We start from the raw sequence: 17,388 nt of genomic DNA, 5'->3' as shown, positions 1-17,388 counted from the left end.
GCGTGAAGTCATGCCTGACCATCCGAGTGTCGCTAGGGTCGGGGCGGCGTCGACTCGCGTTCGCCTCACCGGCATCGCCGTCGACGCCGACGGGATCGACTCGCGACTGAGGTCGGCGGAGCGGGCGCTGGCGCAGGCCGGGTTGGATCGCCGCGCGCTGGCCGCGGTGATCAACGTCGGCGCCGCAGATGCGGCCGACACGGCGGCAGGTATCTGCGTGCGACTCGGACTCGGGGGTGTGCCGGGCGTCCAGGCGCTCGACATGGTCGACGACGGCTGCGGGGTGCCGTCGTCGATCGCTGTCGGCGCGTCGATCCTCGCGCACCGCCGCGGCGCCGTGCTACTGACGGTCGACGGCGGCGCGTTGGTCGTGGGTGCGATGCCGCTGTCGGCGTCGGCACCGCAGGAACCCGTGACGACGGCGGGGCGTCGTACCGCCGACGTGCAACTGGACCACGACAGTCCGGGGACCGCCGTCGAGCATGTGTTGTCGACGGTCGGCGACGAGATGCCGATCGTCGCGGTGGTGCCGGGTGGTCTTCGGCTGGCACCCGGGCGTCGATTCGTCAGCGTCTGCCTCGCGTCCCGCAGCGCGGCGCCGATCGAAGGACTGCTGCAGGCGCGAGCCGAAGGGTGTTCCGAGGTGGTGCTGGTGACGGCGAACGACCGCGGCCGAGCGGCCGCGGTCGTCTGTCATCTGGTCTCCGACGCCGACCGACGCCGGGAGTGACGGCGGGTCAGCGCCAATAGTTGTTGGCGGCGGCGACGGTCTGGAAGTTGGTCGCCACGACCTGCGAGCCGGCGATCAACGCCTCGGCGTCCTCGGCGTATTCCGGACGGAGCTTGTGGAGCACCTCGCCGTCGGGCTGCGTGTATTTGACGCCGCGGCGGCTGAGTGTGATGGCGAGCTCGAAACCCGCCTGCGGGGTGTCGGTGATGAGGCTGGCAAGCCAGGTGTCGGTCATGGGAGTCCCTCTCGAATCGCGGTGTCCGCCGGGCCGATGCGGACGCCTTCGAGCTTAACCGGAAAGAGTTCCGTTAAATCGTCGGTCGCAGCGGAAGGCGCGGGCGGCCGGTCAGATACAGCGCCCCGGGCAGCCGGCGCAGCACCTCGACGACCATGAGGGAGATGGCCAGCGTCAGCAGGTAGACGGTGATCGTCGCGAAGGGTTGCGGCAGGGCGGCCACGAACCACTTCTCGCCGGCGTCGGTCTGCGGACGCAGGAGGAACGTCAGCACCATGACGTGCACCAGAAACACCGGGAACGACCGGTTGGAGGCGTATGACACGAACTTCGAGAAGACCGGCTGATGCTGCCGGCGATACGTCGCCCAGTGCAGCCCCAGGGCATAGACGGCGATCACCGCGGCGACGAGGAACGGCAGCAGCGTGAGTTCGAACGCGCTGTTGGCTGACCAGACGGGCGCACCGCCGACCAGCACGCGGTGCACGTACGCGCCGATGGCGAAGGCGGCGGAGCCGAGGAACGCGCAGGCCACCAGGGCGCCGCGACCGCGGAGGAGTTCGCTGACGCGCTCGCGGTGCGCGGCGGCGATCGCGCCGATCACGATCAGCAGCTGATAGGGGATGAACGTTGCGTACAGGTGATTCCACAGCTCGGTCGCCAGTCCTGCGGGCGGGTGCCAGTACGAGATGAGGCACAGCACGGTCACCTGCAGCGCTGCGCTGACCGCGAGAACGACCCCATGGTGTCCGCGGGTGCGGATGATGAGCTTGCGCAGCAGCGGAAACAGCAGATACGCCTGGAGCATCACCAACAGGAAGTACAGGTGATAGGCGGAGGTGCCCCACAAGAGGTTCTTGCCGAGTTCACCGAGGCTCGTCGGAATGTCGCCGAATCGGCCGTTGAGCCACATCCCGGTGATGACCCAGTACAGCACCGACCACACCAGATACGGGACGATGACCAGCTTCATCCGCCGCCGCCAGAACGACGTCGTGCTGAAATCAGGCCGATCGAGGTACTGGTACATCAACACGAAGCCGGTCAGCGCGAAGAAGATGTTGCGGGTCGCGTGCAACAGTAGGGACGTCGAGTTGGTTCCCATGCTCGAGTACTCGGCGGTCGTCGACGTCAGCACGTGCATGAAGATGACGAGCGCGAAGGTCGTGGTGCGGACCAGGTCCACCTGGTGCAGGTAGGGCCGCTTGCGGGCGGCCTGCGGAGCGGTGGGCGCGGTGGTGGTGCCGGTGGTCACCGGGGAGAGAGCGACCGTGGACGACATGAGACCTCATACGACTAGCGGATAGCGGACGGCTCTGCTGTCGTGCTAGCAGCGCCAGCGGCTCACGCTAGCAGCGATCTCTGTGCGTCCCCTGTGTGTCCGCGGTGCGAACCCTGGCGACGGGTCACCACCAACCGGTGGCGGCGCCGAAGTCCGGGTCCATGAACGGCACCAGACTGCGCATGAACGCCGTCGTCACATGGTGGTAGTCGTGCCACACCAGGATGTTGCCGACCACGGCCGGGCAGTAGGTGGGCGTGCAGAAGCCGTCGCTGTAGTCCAGGAAGGTCATGTTCGGGAAATCGGGTTTCAACGCGTCCGCGGGGTTCTCCGGGGAGAGCGCCCGCTCCCGAGGCGTACCGCACACCCGGGGCAGCTTGCCGTCGGCGATGCAGTCCGGCGGCGACTGCGGGCCGCGCGTCCACGGGGTGTCGCGCACGGCGATCACGCGCTGCCCGCGGTCGCGGAACTCTGTGAAGAAGTCGATGTAGCCGGTCGGGACCACGTCGCCGCGCTGCCCCTTCGGTGCGGGGCGGGTGGCCGTGGTGAAGACGAAGTCGGGTTTGTCGACCGCGAGCTTGTCGACGACGCGGCGCGACCAGTCGGTGCACTCGGTGAGGGTGCGACCATCGATCTCGACTTCGGCCTCGGTCGAGAGCGCGCAGCCTGCCTTCATGTAGGTGGTGACGCGGAAACCGCGCTGCCTGCCTAGCTTGTCGAGCGCCGTCATCCAGTGCTCGGAGTGCGACCCGCCGACCACCGCGATGGTGCGCTGCGCCGTCACATCACCGTAGGCGCCCACCTTGATCGCGGGGTCGCCGAAGTTCGAGAAGTGCGGACCGTGGCTGAGCGGCCAGTCATCGCTCGCGGCTTCCGGCGACGGTGCGACGGGCACGGCGGGGGTCGGCGCACCGATGAGCAGTTCGGCCGCGCCCGGATACTCGCGCGGGTCGAGGTTGGTGGTGTCGACGATCAACTGACTCTGGCGATGCTGCCAGTACGCGGCGCTGCCGAGACCGAAGACGGTGGCGCCGATCAGCACGACGGCCAGAATGCGGCGGTAGGTCTGCGAGAACCCGGTGTCGCGGCCCGCGCGGAGCGGTGTCTCGACGAACTTGGTCATCAGCCACGCGAGGATCACCGAGGCGATCAGGATCGCCGTGCCTTCGGCGAACGACGCGTCGTCCTGCGCGCGCCAGTTCAGATAGAAGATCAGCAGCGGCCAGTGAATCAGGTACAGCGAGTAGGCGATCGATCCGAGCCACACGATCCAGGGATGCGCCAGGACCTGACCGGCGGGACTGAGGTCGTTGCCGGGGATCGCGCGGGGTGCGGTGGCCGACGAGCCGACCCACATCAGGAGCAGCGTGGAGCCGGCGGGCACCAGCGCGAGCATCGCCGGGTATTCGGCGACGCCTTCGATCCAGATGCCCGACGAGGCGATCATCGCGACCGCGAACACCGTCAGCACCGTGCGGATCCAGTTCGCCAGGCGCAGTCTGGGCATCCAGATGGCGAGCAGGCCGCCGGCCATCGGCTCCCAGATGCGGGCGATCGTGTCGTAGTAGTTGAACGGCTGGTTGATTCCCTGCCGGTAGTTGGCCCAGGCGAACGAGATCAGCGTGACCAGCAGCAGGGCGCCACCGACGATCGCCCGGATCACGTTGTACCGGGTCAAGACCTCGAAGTGCTTGCCGCCCCACTTGAGCAGCCCCCCCAAGGCGAGCGCGGTGAGGAGCGTGAGAACGAAGAACTGACCCTGCATCGACATCGACCACAGGTGCTGCATCGGGCTGATGGCGGAGTTCGCCGCGCCGTAGTCCTGCGACAGGAAGGCCAGGTGATAGTTCTGGTAGTAGAACGCGGAGGCGAGGATCTCCTTGCCGAGCGGACCCCACCGCGTGCTCGGCATCAGCAGCCACACGCCGACGGCGATGGCCGCCAGCAGCAGGAACAGTGCGGGGATCAGGCGTCGGAGCAGCCGGCTCAGTCGGGGCCACGGGTCGATCGCCGTCCGCCACGAGACGTCGGCGGGCTGGGACTTGACGACGTGCTTGAGCAGCGATGCGACGAAGAAGTAGCCGGACAGGGTGAGGAAGACGTCGACGCCGCCCGACACCCGGCCGAACCAGACGTGGAAGACGGCGACGAGGAAGATCGCGATGCCGCGCAGGCCGTCGAGGTCGAGCCGATAGCCGGACGACTGGCCGGCCGCGGCGTCCTCATTGTGGCGCGACGGCAGTGGAGTCTTGGACTGGGTGCCAGCCTCGGTTCCAGCGAACTTCACATGGCGGATGCTACTGGGCTGACGACGGCTAAATCCATTCGCACTGTCTGGGCGAGTGTCGGTGTGCGCGCCGCCGCACTCACGGCGCGTCCGCAGCGTCGACGATCGTCTGAACGAGGGACTGATAGGCCTTCGAGTGGGCGCGGAACATGGACGAGTGCGTCTGCCCGGACAGCAGGCGCAGGTCTGCTCGCCCACCGTGCGCACGATACTCGGCGACGAATCGCACCGAGTCGACGTCGGGGACCACGCGGTCGGAGGTGCCGTGCAGCACGATGAGCTCTGGACCGCTCGCGGCGGAGCCTCGGGCGGCGAGGTGCACGGGGTCCACGGCCCGGTAGCGTGCGGCCACCTCGGACGGCGTTCCGCCCAGCGCCCGGACCACGCGGCTGTCGCCGTGCGTCGCCGACCAGGCGAGGTCGAGCGGTCCGGAGACGCTGACGATCCGTCGCGGTGTCCAGGTCGGCGCGCCGAGCCCCGGACCGGGTTGCTCCGCGGTCCGGAGCCCGGCCCAGGCGACCAGCTGAGCGCCCGCGCTGTGTCCGACGAGTACCGATCGGGCCAGGTCGAGCCGGGGGTACTCGGCGGCGACGACCGGCAGCTCGTCCAGTGCCGCGCCGACGTCGGAGAACGTCGTCGGCCATCCGCCGCCGGAGCCGATGCGCCGATACTCGACGTTGTAGACGGCGACGCCGCGTGCGGTGAGATCGCCTGCGAGACGGTCGAAGCTCCGTGCGCTCACCGTGGACGCCCACGATCCACCGTGCACCAGCACGACGACGGGGATGTCGGTGCGGCGCGCGTAGTCGGCGGGCAGAGACAGGTCGGCATAGTTCTGGCGGGGGTCCGCGGAGCGGGTCGGATAGTGGATGCGCCGCGTCGGACCGTTCTGGTGCGCGTGGTCGGCGTGCGTGGCGGCGACGTTCGCCGCGTCGTGGGGATCCGTCTGATCCGCGGCCGGACGCGGTGCGGGAGCGATGCTTCCCCAGATCAGCACCACAGCGCACGCGATCGCGACGAGGGCCGTCGACAGCGTCGCGCTGACGAGCGGGTGCGGGCGTGGCAGCTTCATCGCCACCGATTCTCCGTTGCCGTGCCTGGCGGTTTGCTTAACGCAGTCCGTCGCTTCGGTGTGAGTGGGGGGTCGATTGCGGTGGACCCTCGCGAATCGCGGCGAACGCGGCGGAATCGGGACAAGATGAGAATCGGGTGACTGTGACGGTCCCCACTCAGTCGAGAGAAAGCGTGAGTCGCGATGAAGACGAAAGCCGCAGTTCTGCACGGCGTGAATGAGGAGTGGAAGGTCGAGGAGGTGGAACTCGGCGATCCGGTCGCCGGAGAGGTGCAGGTGCGGCTGGCCAGTTCCGGTCTCTGCCACTCCGACCACCATCTGCGGACCGGCCAGAGCCCGGTGCCGATGCCGGTCGTCGGCGGTCACGAGGGTGCGGGAACCGTGATCAAGGTGGGGCCGGGCGTCACGCGCTTCGCCGAGGGCGATCACGTCGTCACCGCGTTCATCCCCGCCTGCGGCGTCTGCGGACCGTGTTCGCGTGGCGCGCAGAACATCTGCGACGAGGGCGCGGGGCTGCTGACCGGTCTCTCGATCTCCGACAAGACGCACCGCATCACCCAGGGCGACGTCGGCGTCACCCCGATGTGCCTGCTCGGCACGTTCTCGCCGTACATCACCGTCAACCAGGCGTCGCTGGTGAAGATCGAGGACGACATCCCGCTGCAGAACGCGGCCCTCCTCGGCTGCGGCATCGCGACGGGCTGGGGATCGATGACCGAGATCGGCGGCGCCAAGGTCGGCGACACCGTGGTCGTCGTCGGCATCGGCGGCGTCGGCATCAACGCCGTCCAGGGCGCCAAGGCTGCCGGTGCGCGGAACATCGTCGCGGTCGACCCGGTCAAGTTCAAGCGCGACATGGCCGAGAAGCTGGGCGCCACCCACACCTTCGAGAGCATGGAGGCTGCGATCGGCCCGGTCGGCGAGATGAGCTGGGGCACCATGGCCGACGTCGTCGTCCTCACGATCGGCGAGATCAAGGGGGAGCACATCGCGCCCGCGATGGCGCTGACCGGCAAGGGCGGCACGGCGGTCGTCGTCGGCATGGGCGATTACGCGGCGATGGACGTGAAGCTCAACCTGTTCGAGATGACACTGCTGCAGAAGCGCCTGCAGGGCGCCATCTTCGGCGGTGCCGGTCCCCGGACGCAGATTCCGAAGCTGCTCAACGAGTACCGGTCGGGAGCGCTGAACCTTGCCGACCTCGTCACCCAGACCTACCGTCTCGAGGACATCAACAAGGCCTACGACGACATGCTCGAGGGCAACAACATCCGCGGCATGATCGTCTTCGACGAGGCCGATTGGTAGGCCCTCGAACCCCGCTCGGCATCGAGCAGTTTTCGAGAAGCGTCGCCGGCGCAGCGCTTCTAGCGTTGAGGACATGACCAACATCAACGCTCTCACCCTCCAGGTCGCCGACGTCGATGCGGCGCGGACCTTCTACTCCGCCTTCGGCGTCGTCGACCGGCTTCGCTTCGAGGAATCGAACGCACCGTCGTCCGGGTTCCGCGGCTTCGTGATCTCCCTCGTGGTCGCGGATCCGGCGGTCGTCGACTCCTTCATCGCGCCCGCCGTCGCGGCCGGCGCCCGAGTGGTGAAGCCCGCCAAGAAGTCGTTCTGGGGCTACGGCGGTGTGCTCGAAGCGCCCGACGGCACCCTGTGGAAGATCGCCGCATCGTCGAAGAAGGTCACCGGGGCGCCGCTGCGGGTGGTCGACTCGATGGTGTTGCTGATCGGCGTCGACGACATCGTCGCGACCAAGGAGTTCTACGTGCAGCAGGGGCTGTCGGTCGCGAAGAGCTTCGGACGCAAGTACGTCGAGTTCAGCGCCGAGGGTGCGGTGACCCTCGCCCTCTACGGCCGGAAGGCCGCGGCCAAAGATGCCGGAGTCCCGGCCGACGGCAGCGGCTCGCACCGCCTCGTGGTCGACGCTGAGGCCGGCGGGTTCGTCGATCCCGACGGGTTCGAGTGGCGCGCCGCGGCATGACCGTCGCATGATCGCTCAGGGCGAACACCGGGGGCGGAATGAATGATCGGTCCTCTGGGTTGAGTCAACCAGACTGAACTTTGGAGGTGTCATGTCTGACAACATTTCCGTCCCCGTCCTGTTCGTCCCCGACCTCGTGGTTCTGCCCGGCATGGTTGTTCCGGTGCCCCTCGACGACGCCGGACAGGCTGCGGTCGACGCGGCGCGGGCGAGTGAAGACGGCAAGATCCTGATCGCTCCCCGGCTCGACGACCGCTATCCGACGCACGGTGTCCTCGCGTCGATCGTGCAGGTGGGACGTGTGCAGGGTCGCGAAGGGTACGCGGCCGTGGTCCGCGGCGAGCAGCGCGCGCACATCGGAACCGGAACGTCCGGCCCGGGTGCGGCGCTGTGGGTCCAAGTCGACCTGGTCGAGGAACGCGAACCCACCGACGCGACCCGAGAACTGGCCGCCGAGTACCGCAAGGTGGTCCTCGCGATGCTGCAGCGTCGTGAAGCGTGGCAGGTGATCGACGCGGTCAACCGCCTCACCGATCCGGCCGCGCTGGCCGACACGTCGGGCTATTCGTCGTGGATCAGCGACGAACAGAAACGGCAACTGCTGGAGACCGCGGACGTCGACGAGCGGCTGCGTCTGCTGATCGACTGGACCGGGGAACATCTCGCGGAGACCGAGGTCAGCGACAAGATCGCGGCCGACGTCCGCGACGGAATGGAGAAGACGCAGAAGGAGTTCCTGCTCCGGCAGCAGCTCAACGCCATCCGCAAGGAACTCGGCGAAGACGAGCCCGACGGCGCCGACGACTACCGCGGCCGCGTGGAGGCCGCCGACCTGCCGGACGACGTGCGGGAGGCGGCGCTTCGCGAGGTCGGGAAGCTCGAGCGCGCGTCCGATCAGAGTCCGGAGACCGGCTGGATCCGCACGTGGCTCGACACCGTGCTCGACCTTCCGTGGTCGGTCACGACCGACGACTCCACCGACCTGGCGGGTGCGCGCGAGATCCTGGACGCCGACCACCACGGGCTGGACGACGTCAAGGACCGGATCGTCGAGTACCTGGCGGTGCGGGCCCGTCGCGCCGAGCGCGGTCTGTCGGTCGTCGGCGGTCGCGGATCCGGTGCGGTGATGGTCCTCGCCGGGCCTCCCGGAGTCGGCAAGACGTCGCTGGGCGAGTCGGTCGCCCGCGCGCTGGGCCGCAAGTTCGTCCGCGTCGCGCTCGGCGGTGTCCGGGATGAGGCGGAGATCCGCGGTCACCGGCGCACCTACGTGGGCGCGCTGCCCGGTCGGATCGTCCGAGCGATCGGCGAGGCCGGATCGATGAACCCGGTGGTGCTGCTCGATGAGATCGACAAGGTGGGCTCCGACTACCGCGGCGACCCGTCGGCCGCGCTCCTCGAGGTCTTGGATCCGGCGCAGAACCACACGTTCCGCGACCACTACCTCGACCTGGATCTGGACCTGTCGGACGTCGTATTCCTGGCGACCGCCAACGTGGTCGAGAACATCCCGTCGGCGCTGCTGGACCGGATGGAATTGGTCACGATCGACGGCTACACCGAGGACGACAAGGTCGCGATCGCCCGCGACTACCTGGTTCCGCGCCAGCTGGAACGGGCCGCGCTGACGGCGGACGAGGTGACGATCGCCGAGGATGCGCTCCGCGAGATCGCTGCGAACTACACCCGTGAGCCGGGCGTACGGCAGTTCGAGCGGATGCTCGCGAAGGTGGCACGCAAGGTCGCGGTGAAGGAGATCGGCGCCGCGGATCCGGTGACCGTCGACGCCGCGTCGTTGACCGAGTACCTCGGTCGGCCGCGCTTCACGCCCGAGACCGCCGAGCGCACCGAGGTGCCCGGCGTCGCCACCGGGCTCGCAGTGACCGGGATGGGCGGTGACGTGCTGTTCATCGAAGCGCTGAAGTCCGCGGGGGCTGCCGAGTCCGGCAAGGATGCAGCCGGTCCGCAGTTGAAGCTCACCGGCCAGCTGGGCGATGTGATGAAGGAGTCGGCGCAGATCGCGCTCAGCTACGTGCAGGCGCACGCCGCGGAGTTCGGCATCGATCCGTCCGCGTTCAGCGGCACCGTGCACATCCACTTCCCGGCCGGCGCGGTCCCGAAGGACGGGCCGTCGGCAGGCGTCACGATGGTCACCGCGCTGGTGTCGATGCTGACCGGGCGGCGGGTGCAAAGTGAGGTCGGCATGACCGGCGAGGTCACGCTCAACGGGCGGGTCCTGCCGATCGGCGGCGTCAAGCAGAAGCTGCTGGCGGCGCAGCGCAACGGGTTGACGACGGTCTTCATCCCGCAGCGCAATGAGCCCGACCTGGACGACGTCCCGGCCGAGGTCCTTGCCGCGCTGGACGTGAAGCCGATGACCGACGTCGCGCAGATCGTCGCCCAGGCGTTGGAACCGGCGGAGGCTACTGCGGCCGCTGCCTGACGCACAAAAATCTCGGCTCCCGAACCTGCCGTTGAGGTGGGTTCGGGAGCCGAGGTTTTTCGCTTCACATCAATTCGCCGCGGCGGGCGGCGATCGCCTGCGTCAACTCGGTCATCGACCGCTCCCGGTGAAAGTTGAGCATCTCCCAGGAGTAGGCCAGCGGCAGCCATCCGGCAGTGGCGACAGCGTTGGCCTTGGTCAGGTCGCGGTTCCACCGGTCCTCCCATTTGTGGAAGGCATGCCCGTGGATCTCGATCGCGATGCGTTCGGCCGGGAACGCGAAGTCGTAGCGGTAGCCGCACAGCCAGGCCTGCTGCGTCCACCCGGTCAACTGCTCCTGCTTCAGCAGTCGGACGAACAGGCGCTCGGCCTCGAATTCGGATGCGTCGGCGACGACCGTCACCAGTCGCCGTGCGCGACCGAGTCCGTGAATTCCGCTGTTGCGATCCAGAGATGCGGTGAGCTCCGGAACCGTCACAGTCCCTTTCTGCAACATTCTGTCCAGGAAGTTGAGCGCGGGCTCATCGTCGAGCATCGATGCCGCACCGAGGATCGAGAGTGCCGGGCCGGTCACCGGAATGCCGCGCAACGCGGTGACATCCTCGCTCGGGTAGGTGCGGCGACGCAGATCGGCGGGCACGTCGCACCGGGTGCCGAGCTTGCATGTTCGTGGAATCGAGGCGGTGACCCGGCCGGGGTGGTCGTCGCGGAATCCGTGCCACCACGCGGCGGAGGCTCGATCAATGGTCGCGGAGTGAGCGGCGGCGATCGCCCGGATTCTCGCTGCATCGGTGAACGGGTGCTCCACGGAGAAGAACACACCGCGCGCGAGTCGCGCCCAGAGGCCGCGTTTCACCCGTGAGGCGATCTGTCTCTCGGTGAAGCCGCAGGCCACGGCTTCGAGAGTGGTGATGATGCGGTCGTGCGCGGCCAGATGATGTGCGACCGCCATCTCGGCGGATTCGGTCCATTTTGCTTCGATTATCGGTAATGCCCCCATATGAGATTAGACGCTGCCGTGGCCCGATCGGTTCCGCACAAAAATCTCGGCTCCCGAACCCGCCGTTGAGGGCGATTCGGGAGCCGAGGTTTTCGGAAGGGTTACTGCGGCGCGGGACCCACCTGCTGAGCACGGTTCTCGTCGGACGACAGGCTCTGCGCGTACGCCACGCCGAGTGCCAGCAGGACCAGTCCGGCGACGATGAAGGCGATGACGCGGAAGACGCCGGCCAGGGCGGCGAGGTCGAACAGGAACAGTTTGGCGACCGCGGCAGCGAGGACCGCGAGACCGGTGGCGAGGGCGAGGGAGCGGGCGGAACCGTGCAGGGTGCGTGCCCACAGCAGGCCGGCAGCGGCGGCGCCGAACCAGATCAGCGTGGCGGCGAGGTGTCCGGCGCGGAATCCGCTGATCCCACCGTCGGCGGCGAGCTTGCCGACGCTGACGCAGAGCACGGTGATCAGCCACAGATCGATCACACCGCCGAGCAGCCAGAACTGCTGCGCACTGCGGACATGGTGTTCGCCCAACTCGCGGACCACGAGAGTCGTGGCGGCAATGCCCAGGAGCGCGCCGATCAGCAGGGTCGCCTGGCTCGTCGACGACGACGAACCGGTGGTCAAGACCTGCTCCGCGCCGCCGAGCGCCAGCAGGGTCAGCAACCCCAGCACGCCGAAGACCGAGGCGACGACGCGTAGCGCAGCGGTGAGGTCGTCGCCCCAACGACTGCCGACGATCACGACGATCGACGCGCTCAAGAAGCCGAGCGGAACGGTGTCGCCCTGCAGTGCGATTCCCAGCGACAGCGCTGACAGCACCGCGGCGCCGGTGAGCCACACGGCGCGGCACACGAACGGGATGCTCGTCCGACCTCGGGTGCCGAGCGCCGCGAGCACGAACAGGACGCTGCCGAGTGCGACCACCGCGGTCGCGGTGGGGCGCTCCAGTGCTCCACCGCCGGCCATGATCGGAAGCGGAAGGCCGGTGACGACCACGCTGACGCCGAGGATCACCGCCTTGCTGCTCGACGCGGACAGCACGACCGCTGATCCGAGTGCCAGCACGAGGTTCACCACACCGGCCACGACCAGCAGCCAGGGGGCGGTGTCGGCGGGGAACGCTGCCAACACCATCAGCGGGAATGTGGTCGCGACGGTGTTGACCACGAACAGCGCGGTCCAGTCGCGGCCGACCTGGATCCACAGGGTCGTCGACGCATAGACGAGCAGGAAGCAGACGAGGAGCGAGTCCACTCCGCCCGCGGCGATCGGAGCGAACACGAGCATCGGGATCGACACCATCAGGCCGAGTGTCTGACTGCTCCACCGGTGCGCCACGTACAGACCGCCCGCGGCGATCGCACCGCCGACGACGAGTGCGGCGATCTCCGGCAACCAGTGATAGATCGAGGTGGCCGCGAGCACGTCGAACAGGGCGGCGGCGACACCGGTCGCGACGAGTGCGAGGGCGCCGGACCGCTTCTCCTCGCGACGACCGATCCAGCAGCCGGCCGCGACCAGTGCCGCCGCGATCGCGGCGCCGCCGGCGACGCGGACTTCGGGACGCAGCAGTCCGGCCTGGGCGGCCAGGACCAACAGCAGGACGATGCCGATCAGGGTGATGCCGACACCGACCGCGGCCAGGACCCGACCGACGACCCCGCGTTCGGCGGCATCGGACAGGCGTTCGCCGAAGCTGGGCGCCTTGGGGCGGGGTCGCGGCGGTGCCGGATACGGCGTCCACGGCGCCGCCGGTCGCGGACCATGGGGCGGCGGAGGACCGAACGGGGCGGACGCGACGTGGACACCGGTGGCGTACTGCAGTTGCGGCTGTGGCTGGTGCTGTGGCTGTGGTTGTGGCTGGGGCGGGGGTGGTGCCTGTGTTGGAAACTGCCGGATCGGAGTGGGCTGCGGCGTCGCGGGTCGCGGAGCCGGGACCGGTGCCGTCGTCGTCGGCTCGGGCGCAGCAGCGGCACGGTCGGCCGGGGCGGCCGTCGTGGTCGCGAAGCGTTCGGCGAGGACGGCGAAATCGTCGGACACCGCCGACATCTGGCCCGCGATGCGTGACAGCTCGTCGCCGAGGCGGGCCGCCGCGACTGCTGGATCGATGTTCGTGTTCATGCCATCCAGCCTCGTCGTCGAACGCGGTGCAGACATGCGCAGAACTACGCAGACGGCGTGGGGACTTGCGCGTGCGTGAGGTGCGCGGTGACTACGTGTCCTCGTCGAGTCCGTGCTCGATCGCATAGCGCGCGAGCTCCACGCGATTGCCCAACTGCAGCTTCCGGAGCGCGGCGCCGACGTGATTCTCGACGGTGCGCGGACTGATCTCCAGACGGGTCGCGATCTGCCGCGACGACAGCCCCTTCGCGACGTGCCGCAGCACCTCGGTCTCGCGTCCGGTCAACGTCGGCGTGCCCGGTTCGGGGGAGCGGGCGATTCGTCGGTACTCGCCGAGGACCAGACCCGCCAGGCCCGGTGTGAAGACGGCCTGACCGTCGCCCGTCGCGCGGACCGCAGCCACCAGTTCCGAGCGCTGCGCACTCTTCACCAGGTAGCCGAGCGCTCCGGCCTTGATCGCCTCCAGCACGTCGTCGCGCTCGTCCGACGCCGACAGCACCAGTACTCGCGCTCCCGGATGCGCCTGCAGGACTTGGGCGGTCGCCGATGCGCCGGACCCGTCGGGCATCTGCATGTCCATCAACACGACGTCGGGCCGGACCGCGGCGGCGCGGGCGGCCGCGCTCGCACACCTGTCGGCGGTCGCGACGACGTCGAAGCCCTCGTCGGTCAGATCGCGCGCGACGCCCTCGCGCCACATCGGATGGTCGTCCACCACCATCACGCGCAGTGGGGTGTCGGTCATGAAAGCGCCTCTCTACTGCCCGGCGGCGTGGCGCCGACCGGGACGGTCAACTCCCATTCTGTCCCGGCGCCCGGGGCCGACTCCAGACGCGCGCGGCCCCCGAGGTCCTCGATCCGACCGATGATCGAGCGCGAGATCCCCATCCGCCCCTCGTCGACGGCTTGTTCCAGCCGACCGGGCTCGATGCCCACGCCGTCGTCGCGGACACTCACGACCACCTCGTCGTCGAGGTCCTCCAGCAGGACGAACGTCTGAGCGTCGGGGCCCGCGTGCCGGTTAACGTTGTCGAGGATGTTTCCGACGGCGGCGAGCACCTCATCGACGACGGCGGCGTCGAGCAGCACGGGCTCACCCGGCGTGCTGACCCGAATTCGGTCCGCGGCGAATCCACGCAACGCCGGTCCGAGGTCGCGGTCGGCGACGTTCTCGGGTGTGGTGGGAGCGTCGGCGATCAAGTGGCGCAGCACGCGTTCCTGTTCGGCGGCGAGATCGGCGAGTTCCGCGGTCGGACCGCCGATCTCCCGTCCGCGTCGGGAGATCAACGCGAGCACCTGCAACACGCCGTCGTGCACTTCGCGAGCCAGGCGTTCACGCTCGGCCGACTGCGCGGCCAACGCGATGGCGGTGGTGAGCCGGGCGTGCATCAGGCGGGCCCGGGAGGCGCCCATTCCGACGGCCATCGACGCGGCGATCAGCAGGATGGCGGTCGCGTTGCGGCCGAAGTTCATCATGAACTCGCCCTTGACGTAGAAGTTCGTCACGCTGATCGCGACCGCGCCGACCAGCCCCCACCGCGCACCGCCGAGCAGCGCTGCGGACAGCGCGGCATTGGTCATCCACAGCGTCGTCGGCCACGTCTGGTTGTCGGCGATCCAGTCGCCCGAGGCGACGAACTCGGTCGACAGCATCATCGCGCCCGAAACCACCACCTCGACGCCCACGAACCACCAGCGCCGCCCGAAGCCCGCCAGATAACCGGTGGTCCACCAGATGTTCGCGAGGGCCAACACCGCGAACAGAGTCCACGCGATCGCGGGATGCTCCAGGTCGCCGTTCACCGCCACCATGAAGCCGAGGGCGTAGACGAAGCTGACGAGGCGGAAGATCTGCGCCGCACGCCACAGCGGACCGACGGGGTCGTCGTCGTCCAGCCCGCGCCACAGTGCCGCCGGATCGGCTGGACGCGCGCTGACGCGCGGCGGACGGGTCATCGATCAGATCTGGCGCTCGATGAACTGCGGGCTCTCTTTGGCGAGACCGGCCTTGCGGGCGATCGCCGAGTTCTTACCGCGCAGCAGCCGCAGCTGCAGTGCCTGCTCCACGGGAAAGCCGAGGCGGGAACCGTTGTACCAGGTGTTCTCGAAGAGGATCTTCGACGACCCCACCGCGTCGGGCGACCGCTGCTTGATCAGCTCCGCGAAGGCCTCCGCCGCCGCGTACGGGTCGTCGTGCACCTCGCTGATCAGACCCCAGTCCAGCGCCTGCGGCGCGGAGAACGTCTCACCGGTCATCGACAGCCGCTTGGCGACGTCGATGGTCGTGAGCTGGGCGATGCTCGCCGACAGCGACATGTCGGGGATAAGGCCCCACTTGGCTTCCATGATCGAGTAGTCGGCGGTCGGGGTGCTGTAGCGGAAGTCGGCGCCGAGGGCGATCTGCAGGCCGCCGCCGTAACAATGGCCGTCGATCACCGCGACCACGGGCACCGGGACGCCGCGCCACGCCCAGCCGGCCGCCTGAAAGTTGTTGGCGGCCGACGAGCGTTTCGGCACCATGTTCCGCATCATCCGGCCGCGTTCTTTGCCCGCGGCCGCGAAGTCGAGGCCCGAGCAGAACGACGGTCCCTCGCCGGACAGGATCACGGCGCGGACGCCGCGGTCCTTCGCGACGCGGTCGGCGGCGCGGGCGAGGTCGTCGATCATGTCGAAGGTCAGACCGTTGTGCTTCTCCGGACGGTTCAGCCGGACATGCGCCACCTGGTCGCGGACGTCGTAGTCGATGTTCCTCATAGAACTATTGTGGCGGAGAAGCGCCCGCGACCGAAGGCGTCCTCTACAGCGGGAGCTCGGTGACGTCGGTGAACACCATCGAGGCGCCGCCGGTCGCGAAATTGGCGACGTCGGCACTCACGGCACGACCCTCATCGGAGCTGAGGGAGGCCATGAGCTCCTGCTTGGAATCGAAGTACAGTTCGGCGACCTGGTACACGTCCGGGGTACTGCCGTCGAGCGTGTCGCCCTTCGACACCGCGACGCTCCGCAGCCCGGGCAGTTTCGCCGCGAGCGGCATGTGCGTGCTGGTGTAGTACTCGTCAAACGCGGCGGGGTCGGTGGGTTGGTTGTACAGAACGGTCAAGCGGTACATGGTTCTCCTGTTCGGACGGGACGGAGCGCTGCCGACGTTACCGGTGATGCCTGCGTCGAGGGCACGAAATCTGCTCGGCAGAATCCCGCACGTGTCACGCTTCGACGTACACGGTCACGTGAGTCAGGGTTCGACGCGCGAACCGGCACAGCGCGACCGCGCGCTCGTCGCCGCGGGCCAGGGACAAGGTCACGAACTCGCCGGCGGCGATGGTCTTGCCGATCCGCCATCCGGCCAGGCGGTCGGCCAGCGATGCGGCCGGAGCGTCGTCGTCCGTCCCGTAGCGGACCGGCAGGTCTGGCGAGGGATCGCCGAAGAACTCCGCCGCGAGCCGCTTCTGGGCGGCTCCGACACCGAGGAAGCCGCGGGCGAAACCCGCAGACCCGGTCAGTCCTTGATTTCGCAGGAGTCGCAGCGACAGTCGGCCCGAGACCGGCACGGCGCCGATCCCGGTGCCCAGCAGCTGCCCGACCATGCTCGGCAATTCCCAGTGCGCATACAGTCCGGCGATCAGGCTGGGCGTCGCCAAGACATAGCGTAGGTGCGCGGGCACACTCAGGACGACGCCGTCGCCCATCGTGATCTCGAGCGTGAGATCCCGGACCACGGTGTCGCCGCAGACGATGTCGTGGTCGGGATGGAAGACGACGGAGTTGGGTGCGATGAACGTGTCGTAAAAGGCAGCCAATCGCTGGTCGCCGCGGTGCGGCGTGGAGCCGACGGGGTCGTTGACGATCCCGTCGGTGTCGAACAGCGCCAACCAGGCGGCCTTGTCGTGATTCGCGACGGCGGCCGGCGATCGTTCGACGGTCGCCAGCATCGCGGTGCGGATGTCCATGCGGGGCTCCTGAATATTTGGAACGCGTTCTAGTTCGACCCTAGCCGAGCTGTGCAAGTGAGGGACGTCACGCAACATTGAGTCGATAGGGCTCAACTCTGGGGAATGATCCGACGCGCGGCGCGGTTGAACCGATCGAGAAACTTGAGTGACAAACGCTCAACAAGGTTGACGTCGACGAGACTCTCGACTAAACCTGAGTCGCAGGCGCTGAGGTTTCGCGAAGACCATGCAGGCCTAACGGCCCTAAGAACTACCCGGCCTTACACCAGACGAGCCGGATCTAGGAGG

The 17,388-nt window shown here is 68.4% G+C and carries 15 protein-coding genes; 4 read left to right on the top strand and 11 right to left on the bottom strand.

Annotated features, from left to right (window positions below; genetic code table 11):
- Window positions 1-10: 10 nt before the first annotated feature.
- Window positions 11-730 carry a hypothetical protein gene (locus GH2_RS04655; protein WP_066163692.1) on the top strand — a complete coding sequence of 240 codons (720 nt, stop codon included), beginning with the start codon at window positions 11-13 and terminating at the stop codon, window positions 728-730.
- 7 nt (window positions 731-737) lie between these two features.
- Here GH2_RS04655 and GH2_RS04650 read toward each other — a convergent pair whose 3' ends face one another.
- The 4 genes from GH2_RS04650 to GH2_RS04635 all read right to left on the bottom strand — a co-directional run bounded on the left by GH2_RS04650 (window position 738) and on the right by GH2_RS04635 (window position 5,606).
- Window positions 738-965, bottom strand: a complete 228-nt coding sequence (locus tag GH2_RS04650) for a hexameric tyrosine-coordinated heme protein (RefSeq protein ID WP_066163690.1) — start codon at window positions 963-965, stop codon at window positions 738-740.
- 73 nt (window positions 966-1,038) lie between these two features.
- Window positions 1,039-2,247, bottom strand: a complete 1,209-nt coding sequence (locus GH2_RS04645) for an acyltransferase (protein WP_066163688.1) — start codon at window positions 2,245-2,247, stop codon at window positions 1,039-1,041.
- A gap of 124 nt (window positions 2,248-2,371) precedes the next feature.
- The gene (locus GH2_RS04640) at window positions 2,372-4,534 is read right to left on the bottom strand and encodes an acyltransferase family protein (protein ID WP_066163686.1); all 2,163 of its coding nucleotides are present in this window, start codon (window positions 4,532-4,534) and stop codon (window positions 2,372-2,374) included.
- Window positions 4,535-4,613: 79 nt separating this feature from the next.
- On the bottom strand, window positions 4,614-5,606 hold the full coding sequence (locus GH2_RS04635) for an alpha/beta hydrolase family protein (protein WP_066163684.1): 993 nt from the start codon (window positions 5,604-5,606) through the stop codon (window positions 4,614-4,616).
- Between the two features lie 183 nt (window positions 5,607-5,789).
- Here GH2_RS04635 and GH2_RS04630 point away from each other — a divergent pair, with 183 nt between their 5' ends.
- The 3 genes from GH2_RS04630 to lon all read left to right on the top strand — a co-directional run bounded on the left by GH2_RS04630 (window position 5,790) and on the right by lon (window position 10,033).
- Window positions 5,790-6,914: an NDMA-dependent alcohol dehydrogenase gene (locus GH2_RS04630; RefSeq protein ID WP_066163683.1), complete on the top strand. Its 1,125-nt coding sequence runs from the start codon at window positions 5,790-5,792 to the stop codon at window positions 6,912-6,914.
- 73 nt (window positions 6,915-6,987) lie between these two features.
- Window positions 6,988-7,593: a VOC family protein gene (locus GH2_RS04625; protein ID WP_066163681.1), complete on the top strand. Its 606-nt coding sequence runs from the start codon at window positions 6,988-6,990 to the stop codon at window positions 7,591-7,593.
- 91 nt (window positions 7,594-7,684) lie between these two features.
- A complete protein-coding gene (gene lon / locus GH2_RS04620) occupies window positions 7,685-10,033 on the top strand; it encodes an endopeptidase La (protein ID WP_066163679.1) in 2,349 nt (782 codons plus the stop codon).
- Between the two features lie 64 nt (window positions 10,034-10,097).
- Here lon and GH2_RS04615 read toward each other — a convergent pair whose 3' ends face one another.
- The 7 genes from GH2_RS04615 to GH2_RS04585 form a co-directional block, all read right to left on the bottom strand.
- A complete protein-coding gene (locus GH2_RS04615) occupies window positions 10,098-10,985 on the bottom strand; it encodes a type IV toxin-antitoxin system AbiEi family antitoxin domain-containing protein (protein WP_066163677.1) in 888 nt (295 codons plus the stop codon).
- Window positions 10,986-11,134: 149 nt separating this feature from the next.
- Window positions 11,135-13,150 (bottom strand): DUF2339 domain-containing protein, encoded by a 2,016-nt coding sequence (locus GH2_RS04610; RefSeq protein WP_066163675.1) that lies wholly within the window; start codon window positions 13,148-13,150, stop codon window positions 11,135-11,137.
- A 91-nt stretch (window positions 13,151-13,241) separates the two neighbouring features.
- On the bottom strand, window positions 13,242-13,895 hold the full coding sequence (locus GH2_RS04605) for a response regulator (RefSeq protein ID WP_066163673.1): 654 nt from the start codon (window positions 13,893-13,895) through the stop codon (window positions 13,242-13,244).
- The gene (gene macS / locus GH2_RS04600) at window positions 13,892-15,106 is read right to left on the bottom strand and encodes a MacS family sensor histidine kinase (protein ID WP_066163671.1); all 1,215 of its coding nucleotides are present in this window, start codon (window positions 15,104-15,106) and stop codon (window positions 13,892-13,894) included. Before macS ends, GH2_RS04605 begins: the two co-directional genes overlap by 4 nt.
- A gap of 3 nt (window positions 15,107-15,109) precedes the next feature.
- Window positions 15,110-15,904, bottom strand: a complete 795-nt coding sequence (locus GH2_RS04595; protein ID WP_066163669.1) for a crotonase/enoyl-CoA hydratase family protein — start codon at window positions 15,902-15,904, stop codon at window positions 15,110-15,112.
- A 43-nt stretch (window positions 15,905-15,947) separates the two neighbouring features.
- Window positions 15,948-16,259 carry an EthD family reductase gene (locus GH2_RS04590; RefSeq protein WP_066163664.1) on the bottom strand — a complete coding sequence of 104 codons (312 nt, stop codon included), beginning with the start codon at window positions 16,257-16,259 and terminating at the stop codon, window positions 15,948-15,950.
- Window positions 16,260-16,353: 94 nt separating this feature from the next.
- On the bottom strand, window positions 16,354-17,097 hold the full coding sequence (locus tag GH2_RS04585; protein WP_066163662.1) for a nuclear transport factor 2 family protein: 744 nt from the start codon (window positions 17,095-17,097) through the stop codon (window positions 16,354-16,356).
- Window positions 17,098-17,388 lie beyond the last annotated feature (291 nt).

The sequence above is a fragment of the Gordonia hydrophobica NBRC 16057 genome, assembly GCF_001592365.1.
GTDB classification, from domain to species: domain Bacteria; phylum Actinomycetota; class Actinomycetes; order Mycobacteriales; family Mycobacteriaceae; genus Gordonia; species Gordonia hydrophobica.
Note: the sequence above shows the minus strand (reverse complement) of the source record. Positions and strands in the feature narration are given on the sequence as shown.